The following is a 15,704-nucleotide window of genomic DNA, read 5'->3' as shown; positions in this document are numbered from 1 at the left end:
CACCGACATTCGGGACCGGCGCCTCGGTCAACGCCCTGCGCACGCTCTGCTGAGCAGGGCGAGGTGCCGGGCGTACGTCGAAGCCGGGTTCCGGCTCCGCCGCTAGCTGGGCAGCTGCGGCAAAGGCCTGGTCCAGTTGTTGGTTGTACCCGACTTCCGCATCGGTGTCGGCCATGATCGCGGCGAGCGCACGCCCCACAGCCACTGTTTCGAGCTGGTCCGCCGTCGCCCGCCACCGGGCAAACCGATCTTCCCAGGCGACGTGCTGCTCAGCGACCGCACGCAGCTGGTTCAACTGCTGCACTCGCCAGCGCCAGTCCTCTCCTTCCCCGACAACCTCGGCGATGCGGGCAACCACCCGTGCCGGATCGATCGGCTCCGTGGCCGTGCCCAGATACTCCAGCTCAGTGGGGAAGTCCTCGATGATGCCATTGCGCATCGTGAGATAACGGCGCTTGGCGGCCAGCCGCTGCCGCTGAATGTCGCCCAGGCCGTCTTCCAGCGCGTCGATCTGCGCGACCCACTCCCCCTCGGCACGCAGGCGCGACAGCGTGTCGCCGAGCTGGATTCGTGGTGCTTGCGGCAGGTCGTCCGCGGCCCGCGTGAAGTCCGCCAGCAAATTGTCGAACATGCTGTGCAGCAGGCGGTGCTCGACGAGGTTCGCTTCGTTCATAGGAGACAAAAGGATGCCGAGGTTCGCCCCAGGCAGTCGACTGGCAACCTCGTTGAGAGCTGCGGCCGCTGAAGCGAAGTGCAAGAAGGTATCTCGGGTGTCGGTCCGCTCGTGCATGCGCGTCACGCCATCGCGCAGCACCTGTTCCGCGCCGACCAGTCGCTCGAGTCGGGTATCTGCACGCTGGATGATGTCGAATGCCTCCACTGCCTCGTGCAAATTCAGGAAGAGGAGGTCAGCACGGTCACCATCGGTCCACCGCGACGTATCGTCAGGCAGCGAATTCAGCCCAGATTTCAAATCCCGCCAGACTTGCCGGGCCGTCATCGGGTCGGCCAACAGGTCCACGGACAAGCCATGCCGCTCAGCGACCTCCGGCAACAGCTCACGGTATTCCTGTAGCCATTGCTCGCGCATCGGAGAGTTCGGTGCGAGCAACTCATCCAGGCTGGTGTTGTTCGCCTTGGTCAAGTCCCGCAGCGCGGCCTTCGCCTGGGCACGACGCTCGATTTCCTGGAAAGCCACCGCCACCAACGACCTTCCGAGGTCGGGCTCCCGTTCCCGCGGGTTGTCGGCGTCGTGCATGGAGAGCATGACCTGCGGCTGCCGCCCCGACCGATACTGCGACTCCAGCACCTCGGTGACACGTTCGACAAACGCCGCAAGGTCCGGCCCCCGCCACACCAGCATTGCGACCGCCGGATCCTCGCCCTCCAGCGCGGCAACCGACTGGTTATACCCGCCGACGCCGAAAGCCAGACTCTCTTCCAGCGTAATCGGGTTCGTGCGTCCCACGGTCGCATGGAGCTCTATCCGCTGCGCGGTATCGAGGTCACCGAGCACCACCTCCGCGCTGCCACCCCACCCCAGCGACAGCGCAGTCGGCTCCGGCCATCCCCCCACCTCGCTGGAGAACCGTCGCAGCACAACCCGCAGCTGTTGCAACTCCCGCCGGCGTTGCTCTCGCAACTCGCCCGGTTCCGACGGCACCTCACGCTCGAGCTGCTCCAGCTGCGGGTCGAAGTAATACAGCCACGTGTCCTCGAGAACCGGATCACCGTCGAACTGGGTTCGCATCCCTGGTGTTTCGCTCGCGGCGCGCACGACGTCCGCTCCGGCGCCGTTACCGAAAAGCAGCGTTCGCGGCCGGTTGCCGGTCAGCTCTTCCCGGGCCGCGTTCATCGACGCCACCTGATCCACCAGGTTCCTGGCGTCCACGATGGTGCGGGCCTGCAGCGCCGCAATGTCGGGTTGCACCGAGCCTTCAGGTTGCTCGCTGCCGGGACCAGCCGAGGCGCTCCGGTCGTTGTCGAGCAGCATCACCAGCACCACCCGCTCGGATGGGTGCTGTTTCCGCGCCGCAAGGTAGTGCGCCGCTTCGGCCATCTGGCCCTCGATGTCATCGAGCAGCTCCGACGCCGGCCCGGGCAGGTACCAGATCACCGTGTCCGCGGTGTCCAGGAGGTCGACAGTGTCGCCCTCGGTATCCCCGATGGCCACAAGTTGTTGGACCCGTCCACCGGTCGCCACCTCGGCACCGTCCGGCCCCAGGTCCGGTAGATACCGGGTCGACAGCAGCTGTGCCCGCAACCCATGCGCCGCGATCTGGTCTTCCACCATCCCGAGCCTCGCGGCCGCCTGTTGCAACCGCTGCGCCTCATCGCTCAGGCCGTAGCGCTGCAACTGCGCAATCTGCGCCTGCAGGTCCGCCCGCGCCTCGACGTCGAGGTCCGCTGCTGAGAACGCGCCGACCACGTCCCGCAGCGGCGGGTAATCCCGAATCAGCGCAGCCGGTGGTATCCCCAACTCTCGTGCCTTGGCACGCAGTTCAGCCGCGATCCGGCCACGTCCCTCGGACACCGCGACGGCCTCGCCAGGCTCCACCCGCACCGACAGCGCATCCTCCAGCCTGGACACTCCGGCCCGATCCAGGATGTCCTGCACCACCGGAACAAGCTCGGGGACGGCTTCGCGGTGATCGCCTTCGTCGAATCGAGCACCGACCAGGACGTCCGCCAAATCCCGGGCATGCTCCGGCAGTTCCGTACTGACCTGATCCTGCGGACCTTCCGCAACCCGCATCCCCAACACCGCAACCACACCCGCAGGCGGCGACCACTCCTCGAACGGGACATCCACCCCGGACTCGTGCACCACCACGACACCGTCGACCAACTTCACATTCACCGCATGACCCCACTGCGGCGGACGCCCATCCCGACCCTCGTACACCACCACCGCAACCATCGGCTTCCCGGTAGCCGCCACCCGAGCGCGCACCTGCACCAACTCGGTGATCGCCGGATCCCAACCCGCCCCCACCACTCCGGGAACAGCCGTCAACAACACCCCACCCAGCCCCGCGTCGGCCAGATCCGCGGGCGGCTCCTGCCCCAGCGCCGCCCACATATCCCGCCGCGCCTCCGGCACACAGTTCAGCTCAGCGTCGGGCGCATGCCCCACAAGGTCGGCACGCGAGCGCTGGTACCGCTCGGTCGCCTCACGCACCGGGTCCAGACCCGGGACGGCCGGTCGCGCGTCTTCAGCGAGGGCTTTGCCCAGCTTGCCGATCACACGGTTCTTCAAGCCGCTGATCGCCTGCAGCGTCTTGTCCGGCATCCGCTCGGCGAGTTCTCGACGCTCGGTGATCCCCTCCGCGAACATCAACCGCCCCAGCTCACGCTCGGCCGGCGACTTCAATCCGCCGGCGAGCTCGACCAGCCGCTCGAGCGGCGCCTGATCGACCAGTGCCTGGGCCTGCTTGGCGGTGAGTCGGGTCTCGGGCCGCGGAGTGGGCAGCTGTTGGCCCAGCTGCCGCAACGCGGCAACCACCCTTTGACCCTTCGGGCTGTCGGGAGAGATCTTCCCCTCGAGCACCCGAGCCACCGTTGACTGGGACACCTCGGCGATCTCGGCGACCTGCCGCTGCGGTATCCCCTTTTCCGCGACGAACGCTTCCCCGTCGAATTCCGGCGCGGGTCCCTCGAGCACGGCTCGAAGTCCTTCCGGCACTTCTTCGCCGAGCTGGGCCAGGGCGAAAACCACCCGCCGTTCTTCATCCGTACCCACTGGGGTGTCCCTGGCCACCACGTTGGCGACTGTCCACCGCGACACCCTCGCCATCCGGGCGACGGCCATCTGTGTTCCGCTCGTGGACAGATCCGGCTTGGCCCCGTCGGTGTGGGCGTCAGAGTCGCGGGTGGGGGTGTCAATGTCGCGAGTACCACCGGGCTGCTCCAGGACCCCGAGTTGGCGCATCACGGCCAATACCCGCCGGCTGATCTCGTTGTCCAACGAGACTTCCCCGTCGCGTACCCGGGCGACGGTCGCCACACTCACATTTGCTGCAAGGGCGATATCACCCAACGAAATACGCTCTTTGAGAACGCCGCGGAGGCTTTCCGGTATTCCCACACCGAGCCGCCGCGCCGCGAGCAACACCCGCCGTTCCCCGACGGTGTGAGTCGGTTCATTTTGGGCAAATACATCGGCGACCGTCCGAATGGAAACGCCCGCCAATCGAGCAATAGCGGCATGGCCGCCCGGAGACCAATACTCGAGCTCGTCGATCGCTTCGAACACGGCGGCACGGGCTGCCGCACTTCCACCGGTGCCCTGGACGACCCGGCTGACCGTTGCCGGGGAAACGCCCGCCGATTCAGCCAATTCGGTTTGCATAGGTTGACGTTTGAAATGCCCACGGATGAACTCACCGTCCACGAAATGACCAGGCGTGAACCTGGTCTCGACAAACACCGGATCGATAACAGCCTGGAGGGAGGTAGGAACCTTGTATCCCAGCCATTGCGCAGCAACAAGGATCCGCTGCTCTTCCTCGGTGAAAACCGGCTTGCTTCTACCGAACACTTCGGACACGGTGGCTTGTCCCGCACCGGCAAGTCTGGCCACATCATCCTGCGTCGGACGGCGTGTCAGCGCGCTGTCACTCAACGTCGAGAAACTGTCGGCTGCCTTATGGAACCGGTCCGCCAGATCCGCATTGTCCCAAGCACGGTCCTGGGCCTCCGCTACCAGCGCCCGGTCCACTTCCTGCCATGTCACCCCCAACAAGTCGGCCAGTTCCGCCTGCACGGCACGAACTTGCTCGACGTCCGCCCTGGACGTAGCGGAATACCAAAGACCCTCCCGATCAGCTGCTTCGAAGACCCGCTGTCGGACATCCTCGTCGATCTCCGCTACCCCAAGCAGTACCCGGGAGACAATCGCCTGGTCCACGCCCGCCGCCGCTGCGACAGCGGCGTATCCGGGTTGCTGTTCGAAAGCGGCTCCCTCGGCTATCCGCTCAGGGAAGAAACGCTCCGCGATAAAACGCGGATCGATCGCGGCACGCTGACTCGGAGAAAGCGGATATCCCAACCACTGCGCCGCAACAAAAACTCGTTGCTCGGTCTCGGTGTAACTCGGATAGCGGCGGTTGAGGATCTGGTGCGCCGCCTTCAGACTCACCCCCGCCAGCCGAGCCACTTCCGGTTTACCTGGCCTGCGTGGTAGGAGACCCAGCCGCATCGCCGTATCACGAACCTGCCGCCATATCGCCGCATTCGTTTCCCGACCGGCGAACACCCGATCTACCGCTTCTTCGGACACTCCTGCGGCCGCGGCCAAGTCGATCGCGAATTCCTGTGGCAACCGAATCTTCGCGAGCACCTCAGGTGTCAGCGGGTATCCGAGCCGGGTTGCCGCGCGCAACACCTTCCGCATCACCTGCGCACTCACCTGTTGACCGTTGAGGGCTTTGTGCACGCTGCCGGGATTCACGTCCGCTTGCCGTGCCACCTCGGCCAAGGCGACCTTCCGCGGCGGAGACGTCTTGAACCTGACTTCTGCCGTTATCGGGACGCCGAGACGATCCGCGGTCGCCAACACCGCCTGCCCTACCTGTGCATCCGTTTCCAGGCCGGCGAATACCCGACGAACGTGGTGATAAGGCACCCCCGACTCGCGCGCCACATCGGTCATGTTGTTGCGACGGGCCGGTCGTGACGGCGCAGGTGGGAGCTGATCCACGAGTTCGGGGGCGAACTGACGCAGCGCACCGATCACTCGATCACGCAACTCCGGATCTACCCATTTTCCGGCGCGCACCCGTCGTACGGTCGCCGTGGACGTCCCCGCTAAGCGCCCGACCTCCGCGGTATGCCACCAAATCGGTGGTCTCAGAGCCGCTTCCGGAAGCTCGAACCCGATCCGGGCGGCCGCCGCTGTGACCTTCCGCCACGTCTCGTACGCCACCATGTCGCCGTCGAGCATGCGCGCCAACGCATCGAACGCCACTCCGGCCTCGCGAGCCAGCCGAGACCGAGAGGGCGGCGACGCCGGCGACGCCGGCGGACTTACCAGCACTTCCGGAAGCTCGAACCGGAGCCGAGCGGCCGCCTCGACGACCTTCCGCCGAGTCTCCGCACTCACCGAACCACCGTCGAGCATGTACCGCAGCGTGCTCGGGTCCACTCCGGCTTCCCTGGCCAAGGTGGTCCATTCGAACTTCGGAGCGAATTCGTGAATCGAGACCAGTTCACCGTCTCGGAACTCGTATTCGAGTTCCGACATCACGGCCATCACCCTTTCCCGAATGGTATCGGGAACCGATTCCCCTCTAGCCAAACGGGTCACGGTGCGGTACGACGTTCTCGCGCGACGCGCCACGAGAGCCGGCCTGGCATGATCCGGAGGACGCTGCGGCTTGGCGACATCGTCACGAAGGACGTATCCAATCCTCTTCGCGGCCTTTACCACTTGGTCGTGTATCCGTGGGCTGACCGCTTTCTTGTTCAGCACAAGAATGACCGTTCGCAGTGGCAGGTCGGCCACGACGGCCAGATCCATTTCAGTAGGCGGCCTACCTGAATCGAGGAATGCTGCGACAGCCTCGTCCTGCTTTTCCTGCGGTGTCTCCGCCTCGGCATGATCGATACCCGGGCTCGGCGCCTGATCTTGTTGTCCCTGAGCCGGTTCCGGCGTCGACGCATCAGAGCGGGATGGGGCGAACGATTCAGCCAAGTTCCGCGCCGCGAGGGATCGTTGTGAAGCTGCGGTGTTCCGCGTCAGCACCATTGCCCGGCTCGCCTCGAGCAACGGCTGGCCTTGCAGGATTGTCAGGCAGGTAATGGTCTTCTGTTGTGGAGGGAGAGCGGCGACGGCACGCGCCAGTTTCGTGAGGTCCCCGGCCATCGCCTTCGCGAGTGTCGGAGACACTGCCGACAGCCGCTCCATTACGTCCGCAACCAGTCGATTGTAGGCCGGGCCGGCGTCCGGAAGTCCGTTCAACCATCCTTCGATATCGACAACCGGCGGCTCCGGCACGTCGAGCAACGAGATCATCAAATAATCCGTGACGATGGCCTCATATGTATAGAAATTGTCTTTGATCCCCATTATTTGGAAGACTCGCTCAACAGAAAGCCCTCGCAGGAACCTGAGGTTGAAGTACTCACGGGAACGGGTGGGCAGGTCCTCCGCCGCGCGTCGCAGTTTCTCGAGGTCACCTCCCAAGGCCGCCACGACCTCCGCAGGAAAGCGCGCGGACACCAGCCTGTTCAACAGCTCGTATCGCGGAGTGCCCGGTGACAACTCGTGCAGCGAGATCCGATACTCCGCGAAGACTGCGTCGGCCAGTGTGCGCGCCGCAGCCTTGTCCAAGATTTCCGGCGACGAGCCCGCACCCAGTTTCATGGCCCTGGACAGAGCGGCATTCTCGGTAGCCTCCAGCCCGTAGCGCTGTCGCAGCCATTCCCGGTGTGATCCACGGAGACTGCTGTTCAAGGCATGTTCGACTTCGACCGACGACGCCGAGACCATAACTTGGGCCCGCAATTCCGATGCGGCCGCCGCGTAGCTATCGTTCCCGCCCGCATCGGCCCGTACCCGCTCCAGGACAGCCGCGCGAACACGTTCCGCAATCCTGCGGTCCACCGCTTTGCGCGCGATACCGAGCAACCAGTCGCGGACGTCCTGACCTTCGGGCGGGTTCCAGTTGTACTGCACGGCGGTGGCGAACACGTCGTCGACGGCGCCGCGCGCCAACGACACGGCTTGCATGCTGCCGGTCATGGCCCGCACATCCGGGAAGATCTGCCGACCGAAAATCTCTTGCAGACGTCTCGACGCGGCGGGGTCATCGCCTGCGCGTGCTGCGGCCAGCAACGCCGCCACCTCGCCACGCTCCGGCTGTTCCCGCCCGATCCGGGTCCGTCGCGTGGCGCCGGGGGCGTGAGCGGTGTCCGGGCCGTATTCCACCGTCGCGGCGCCGTTGCCACGGCGGAAGATGACGGTGCTCTCCCGGACACCTTCCGTGGGAGGCGCCTCGGTGTCGGGTGTAGCGGTGGGGGGCTCGATGGCGTAGGGGTCGGCCGGGGTGTGCTTCCAGTTGCGGACCAGTACCGTCACACCGTCGGCGGCGACGTACCGCTCGTGGACGTGTGAGCCGACCTGCTTCGGGTTGTTCGGGTCGAAGTGGGTGTATTCGTCGACCACCACAGCGGTGGCGCCGGGACCCAGGTCGCGCAGGATCGCGTCGATCTTGTCGTGCGCGGTGGGCCCGTCCTGGTCGTTGTGGAAGACCTCGTCGTGCCAACCGGCCTGCAGCAGGTAGGCGAGTTCGGTGTCCGAGCGGCCGTGGATACCGGCATCCGGCACCTCGGGCAGTTCCGAATCCGGCCAGGTCTCGTGTTGCGAGCGGGCGACGTAGGTGGTGCAGTTAGCCGAGACACCCTCGAGTTCCTGGTCCAACGGCGCCAGGTCGTCGGTGTCCGGCGACCGGTACCCGACCACGTCGTCGTCGAATTCCAGGCCGAGCGGCGGCCCCCATTCGACGTCGATGTCGCGCGACAGCGTCGCCTTCTGGTTCTCCGCGGACTGGAGGACGTCCCGACCGGCAGGCAACGCGTCCACTTCGAGCCCCGCCATGCTCCGGCCGAGTGCCAACTTCCGGTAGTGGCGTTGCACGTGCATCGTGGTGTCGATGTCATGGAGCAGTTCGCGGCCTGCCGCCCGGCTCAGCTCGTCGCCACTGACCGGTTCGGGACCCGCCGCCGAACCCGGCCCGTCCGCAGCGAGATACGCGACAGAAGCCTGTGTCCCGCTCGGGTCGAAAACGTCCGCGGCAGCGTCCATCCCGTCCGCCGGCGACACCGACCCCAAGCGGCCCACCACGGTCACCTTGATCCGGCTCGCGGTGTCCACGTCGCCCCACGCGGCGATCATCCGGCGGGGGCGGCCGTTGTCCACCAAACCCAGCGCCGGTATGTGCACTCCCAGCGAAAGCACGTGCACCGGGGGGTGACCAGGCATGGTCGCGGCCCGGCGTGCGGCGGCCTCCAGCGCCGCGACCCGGTCTTCCAGCAGGTTCAGCTCGTCCCGTCCTGGGCCGGCGTCGCCGAGCATGCCCAACGCGTCTTCGGCCCGCAGGAATTCCAGGCGCTTGGCGAGCAGCATCCGGTTGGCGCGGTCGCGCCACCGGGCCGGAACCCCCTGCTGCTCTGCGAGCTTCGCGGGTGCCCCCGCCACCAACAGCCAGCGCTCGTCCCGGCTCAGCGTCCCCCAGTTCGCCTCGAAGTTGTCAGCGTCGACTGCCGTCGCGTCGCCGAACAGGTTCGACCACAACGTCTTCGCACGGTCGCCCACGTCCGGGTCCGTCGGCACCTCGGGCAACACCGGCCGCGGCGGCACGGAGTCGGGGACCGACGTTCCCAAGGAACCGAGCGCGGAAACCAGGAACGCCTCCTGGGCCGGGGGCAGGGCAGGCAACCGGCGACTGATTTCGACTGCTCCGCTGTCGTTGCCGTCGAACTGCTCCCGGTGCGCCGTCATCCGGTTATCGGCCAGTGCCGTGCGCACCAGTGCGTCACCGATATCACCGTCGACGACGAACCTGATCCGCGCGTCGGGGTAGCCCGCGGCGACGGTGGCCAGGTCACGAACCAGCCGATCCGGGTCGGTGCCCTGCCAGACCGCCGCGGCGCGCGGCCCGTAGCTCCCCTGTACATGCTGACTGGCGAGGTCGACGACGAGGTGTTCGTGCGCCTGGTGCAACCCGAGGCGCAGCAGGTCCGGGGTCGCCGGTCCGGCGGTGACGAACACGGTGATCTCTTCGGTGCGGGGGCCTGCGTCGAGCAGTACGAACGACCGGCTGTCCGGCGCCTGCCGCAGCGGCAACGCCAACGGCCGGACAGTCGGCGCGTCGAAGTCGTAGAGGTGGACCGCTTCCAGATCCCGGACAGCCCGCTGACCGGCGCGCAGCAAGCCTTCGTCGAAAGCGCGCAACCGCCGCACTTCCCCGGTGTCGCCGTGCTCACGCCGTTCTTCGAGCGTCGCCTGCAGCCGCGACCGCAACGCGTTCGAACGTTCATGACCGGCCACCCCGTCGCGGTCGGCCAACAGTTCGGGCGCCACCTCGGCAATCAACTGCACATCTTCGGGCACCAGAGCGTCCAACCACTCGAGTGCCTCGGTGGGGTCGTTGTAGTGCCGCAGTTCCATGGCCAGCTGTTCCCCCCTGGCCTGGGCGCCCGGGGTGCGCGGCAACGGTGGGACACGGAAACCGGTGTCGAGCGAATCCCCGACGACAGTGTCGATGCCCTCGGCTGCCAACTGTTCCCGCGCGACCTCCGTCACGGCGGCGCCGTCACCCCTGCTGACGAATTCGATCCGCGGCTTGCGCGTGCGCGCCCGGTACACCGGTTCCAGTTCCCCGGCCAGCGCCGTAGCGTCGGCGGTGTCCAGGTCGGTGTCGTAGGGGGCCCGGCCGTAGGCGGCGTCGCTGTCGTCGTGCCGGTACACCACGACCGCCGCCACCGTGCCGCCGCGCTCTGCCGCTGCCGCGATCGCCCCGGCGATCATGTCCGGCTGGTACATCAGCTGTCGACCATCGGTGACGGTATCGACCACGATGCCCAACACGGTGTCCGCGGTCGTCGGGTCGCCGTATTGCACGACGACCCGGCCCCGGTCACCGTCCTGGTCGCCGCGGTTGAACTCCAGCAGCCGCACCGGCTCGATGCGCATGTCGGCGGCATGGTGGCCTGCCGCGAACAGCAGTTCCTCGACCGCCTCCAGCTCTGTGTGACGCGACGAACCCACCTGTGCGGCAAGCAGATCCTGTTGCCGATCCAGCTCTGCTCGGTTGTCGCGGTCACGGGCCACGGACGGGTCGCCGTCGTTCGGCAACCCCGCCAACATGACGGCCGGGATGTCGTCGGTGAGCGCCAGCCGGTCACCCTTCACGAACGGGATGACCGCGTCGCCTTCGGCGTCGGCGACAAGGGCTTTCACCTTCAGGATGCCCAGCCGCTCGCGCTCGCGCAGCCACCCGCGCACTTCGCCGTCGCGGAAGATCCGCTCCTCGTTGCCGACCCACTCGTGCACGACCAAGTGACCGTCGTCGTCGAGCTCCACCTCGAACATGTGCCCGCCCGCGCGGCCTCCGGCACGGAACACCATGGCGCCCGCGGCCGCACCGCCGTGCTTGCTCACATGGTTGATGAGCGCACGCAGTGACGAGAAGTGTTGCCAGTCCGCGTCCGCGGCCTCCGCGGCTGCCCATTCGGGGACCCCGGCCAGCCCCTGGTGGGCGAGCATCACCGCCGTGGACCAATCCTGGGGCAGCTTGCCGTGGCGCCGCCGGAATTCCACCAGCCGGTTCACTGACACCAAGGCGCAGTCCGGCACACCTGTGTGCAAGGGATGCTCCGGCACATCGGTGGTCGGAACCACCGGTTCGAACCGTTCGGTGATCTCGGTCAGGATGTCCTGGATCTGCTCGTCGATTCGGGCGAGCCGGGTGGCGGTGTCGGAGCCGACCGGGGCCACCGCGGTGTCGAGGTCGGCGGCGTCCCCACCACGGCTGCGTGAGAGCCCATCGAGCAGCCGGGCCCGGTGCAGCAACCAGGTGAAGCGGCGGTCGCTCGCCACGTACGCATCGCCCGCCTCGACCCGAGCACGCTGGTTTCGATACTTCGTTGCCAACCGCCGGGTGACCAACGCCCCTGGACTGCTGCCCAAAGCATCCAGTCGCAGCTGCAGTTCCGCGTCGGTCAACTGTGCCGACGACACCGACAGGCGTGCGACCAACTCCCGGTGCAACGCGGCCCGCTCGGCACGGGCCGCACGCAACACCGTCGGGTTGGTGAGCTCGGACACCGCATCCAGCTCGGCCAGGCCTTGGCGGGCGAATTCACGGGACGTGTAGGCCTGGCGCATCTGGTTGAGCAGGGTGTCGACACCCACGACCTGTGCCCGGCCTCGCAGGTGCCGAATCTGGGTGTCGAGGACGACGAAAAGCGGAATCGCTTCGACGAGTTCGGCGATCCGCACCCGGTGGCTGTCGTCCATCGACCGCCCCAGCAGGACGGTGAGCATCTCACGCAACCGCTGCGGCGACAGGTCGTCCAAGCTCAGCTCGTCGAACTCATCGATGCGATCGGCGGAGTTCAGGCCGGCCCCATCGATGTCACGGACCAGGTCCCGGATGGCATCCAAAACCTGGACGCCTCGCACCAGACGCCGGGCCTGTAGTGCGGTCAGCTGCCGTACCGCCTCGGTCTCGGACATCACCCAGTGATCGAGGCCGTGCTCGGTGGCCAGATGTTCGGCGAACTGGCGTAGTTCCGCGTCCGCCAGCAACAGCCGGGGCGCGTTCTGGAACAGACCGGACAGTGTCGCCTCGTTGGCCGGGCCGGTCGCCTGGGTCGACAACCGGTAGATCGTGTCGAAGACCAGGTCCGGTGTCAGCTCGGCCGCGGCGACCTCAACCGGGAGCCCTTCCAGCTGACCGACAAGATCGGCGATTCTGTCGGCAACCTGCTGGTAGTTGGCCCGCGCGGCCGTGAGCCTGCGGCGGATCTCCCATTCCGATCGGGTTGGCGCCGAATCGATCTCGGCTGCCATACCGGAACCCGGCGGCACTCGAGTGACGGCGGCAGAAGCGCGGGCGTTGTCGGTGAGATGGGTTTCCGGACGGCGTTGGTAGGGATCGCGTAGCTGCCGCACAGCGTTGTGCGCGGCTATCCCGCGCGTCAGCTCCACCGCGTCCGACTCGGCCCGATCCTCGGCCGACGAAGCAGGGTCGGAACCGTGCCCACGTACCAGCGCGACGAAGGCAGTATCGCCGTCGTCCAGGTCTCGGAACGCTTCTTCCGCCATGTTCATGGCGTCGCCAAGCTCCGCCGCCTCGAACACCCCCCAGTGCACCCGGCTCGCTCGGTCCGGATTGCCGTACGCCACCGTCAGCAGGCGGGTGTCACCGTCCACGGCATGCGAGAGACGCCGTACCGGTAGTCCCCGTTCGGCCGTCGCCTCCAGCAGATCGAGGATCTCCTGGGAGCCCGCGATCGACTGCTGGGCATCGTCCGTCCGGTCGGAGTGCGCGCCGGCACGCAGGGCAGCCGCACCCGCCTCGGCACGCACGGCCGCCGGCAACCCGGGAGCTTCGGCCAGCACCTCCGGATACAGCTCCAGCAGAACCGTGTGCACATACGGCGGCCAAGCGCGCCATGCGACGTCGTTGGCCCGCGCCCGGCTCCGCACCTCGTCCGGATCGGCGTCCGCGGCCGACAGCATGTCCCGGACACTGCGCATCCCGGCCCATTCGAGCGCGGTAAATACCACGCCGTGTGGATCCCTCGGCATCGGCGAGACCGCCAGGCCATGCCATTCTCCCCTGACTTCATCGCGACTGTCGAAGAAGCCGACGACGGCGGGCGGAATCACGGAATCGTCCCTGGTCGACAACAGGGCGGCGACATCGTCCTCCAGGTCGGCGCCCTCCTGCACCAACACCACCGCAACCGACTCGTTGTCCGCCAGCCACGACACCATGTTCATCGCCTGGACGAGATCCGGGTCGCCCGTCTCGATCGCCTGCTGGGCCCGCGGCACCGGGCCCGCGGCGACAAGCACATTCACTTCCTCCGCGGTTCTCACGTCGCCGATTTCGAGCATCGTGTTCCCGGTTTCGCCGGGCAGGGGGAACCCAAGCAACCGCACCGGAGGATGTCCGGGCAGCTGGGTGGCCCACCGCTGGGCGACGGTCAACCGATCCACCCAGCCCTCGAGTTCCGCAAGTCGCTGCGCGTTCTCCGCGGTCAGCTCAGTCGGCTCGATTGCCCGCAAGTCGGCGAGTTCCCGCGCCAGCCGCATCCGGTTCACCTGATCCCGCAGTGAATCCGGCAGGTCCTCGGTGGCCAGTTCGGCGGCAAGGTTCTGCAGGATCGACACCCGGTGCGCCGCGAACTCATCCGCGTCCCACTGCTGTTCGATCAGTTCCAGGCGCAATCGCCGTCTGGCGGCGGGAATGGCTTCGGGCTCGATGCCGGCCAGCCCTTCGATCACCCGCTGGCGCATCTGCCGGATGACGGCGGGGTTGTGCTCGGCCAATGGGCCGTTCGGCTCGGCGGCGTCGAACGCGGCGTCGACCCGACGCCGCAGGCGCTGCCACGCCTGCTCGGCCACCCTGCGATGTCCCTCGGTAGTGAATTCGGGTTCGAGTGTCGGTAGCGCCGCGCGAGGCTCGATGTAACCGAGCAGGCCCTCGTCGCGGCCGCCCATGCGTGCGCCGATGCGGACGTTCTTGAAGTCCAGGCCAGCGACCGCCTGCGACTTGCCGTCCGGCCCGAGTGACCGGCCCGCCGTCCCATCGGATTTCAGCGCCATGCCTGCCAGGCTGTCCACGCCGCTCTGGCGGGACTTCCACGCCGAGAACTCGGTCTCCTGGCCGTTGTCGATCACCATCACGGTGTCGCCGTCCCGGTACACGGTCACCGCGTGCGAACCGACCTCGTTCGGGTTGTCGAAACCGCGGTAGCCGAGCACCGCGACCACCACGTCCCCGGTGGACAGCACCCGATCGTGCAGCGCCTCGAAGGATTCGAAACCGTTCGCTTCCCAGTCGGATCCGACGATCTCCGGCGCCTCCCGAGCATCCGTCCCTGGCAGGCCGGACCGGAGCAGGAGCCGTTGCTCCGCCGACAACGGCGGTTTGCCGACTTTGGCGTTGGCGGCCTCGGTGGCATCCAACAGGCAGGTCAGCTCGTCGCCCCGCAGATGCCGGCGGGTGTCGGAGTCCGGAGGCTCATGGCCGAAGACATCCGCCGGGGGGCGGTCTTCGACGAGCACAGCGTCGAGCTTCGTTCTGAAGCCCTCCACCATGGCCGCGTCGATGCGGGCGAGTTGTGCGGCCGCGGTGTCGACGGTGATCGAGTTCTCCAGCAGCTCGCGCAACTCCAGCCGCATGGCGTTGACCGGGTCCACCACCAGTGCCTTCAGCAGGTCGGTGCGCCCGGATCGCTGTGTCAGCCACCGGAATTCGCCCATCTCGTGCTCGCGGGTGAGCGGCGATGTGATGATCGCCGATTCGGCCGCGTCCAGGGCCGACTGCACCCGCAACCGCTCCCCGGCCAGGGTGTCCATCCGTCCGGCCAGCTGTTGCAATGCTGACGCCTTGGCCACCCACTTGTCCCGGTGCCACGCGACCTCGCGCATCTGCCACAGGTCGCTCTGTGCATTGCGGATCGTGATGTCGTATTCGAGGTACGCCTTGGCTTTGCGATGCAGTTCGACCAGCACGGCAGTGTCGATCGGACCGTCCGGGACTCGAAGCCAGTCGGTCTCGTAGCGATCCCGGTAGGAACTGCGCAGCCGCTCGAGCTGGTTGTCCGCCTCCGCCACATGTGTCTGGGCCTGGTGCAGTGCGGCCTGCAACCGGCTGATTACCTCGACCTGTCGTGCCTCCGCGAAGAACCGCTGCGAGAGAGTGATCCGTGCGTCCAGTACCTGGATTTCCTTGGCGAGGCCGAGACCTTCACCTTGGTTCTGTTTTTCCCACAGGTCGACCAACTGCGCGACCCGGATCGGGGTCAGCTGATCGACCTTGCCACCGATCAGCGGCACCAGCAGATCAGCCCGGTGCCTGCGCACACGGGCAAGATCCGCTGGCTGACCGATCGGCAGTTCGCGCTCATTGGACTGTATGAACAGCGTGCGGCGCTGTAGCGCGCTGACGTTCATCGACCGCGTG

1 protein-coding gene (only partly in view) is annotated in these 15,704 nt (G+C 67.1%); it reads right to left on the bottom strand.

All 15,704 nt of this window come from inside a single coding sequence — locus OHB12_RS29200, alpha/beta fold hydrolase (RefSeq protein ID WP_327112628.1), on the bottom strand. Of the gene's 155,337 coding nucleotides, 22,253 precede the window and 117,380 follow it; the stretch shown corresponds to coding positions 22,254-37,957, spanning codon 7,418 (partial) through codon 12,653 (partial); reading right to left, the first codon wholly in view occupies positions 15,701-15,703. Both the start codon and the stop codon lie outside the window.

The organism is Nocardia sp. NBC_01730 (assembly GCF_035920445.1).
Classification (GTDB): domain Bacteria; phylum Actinomycetota; class Actinomycetes; order Mycobacteriales; family Mycobacteriaceae; genus Nocardia.
Note: the sequence above shows the minus strand (reverse complement) of the source record. Positions and strands in the feature narration are given on the sequence as shown.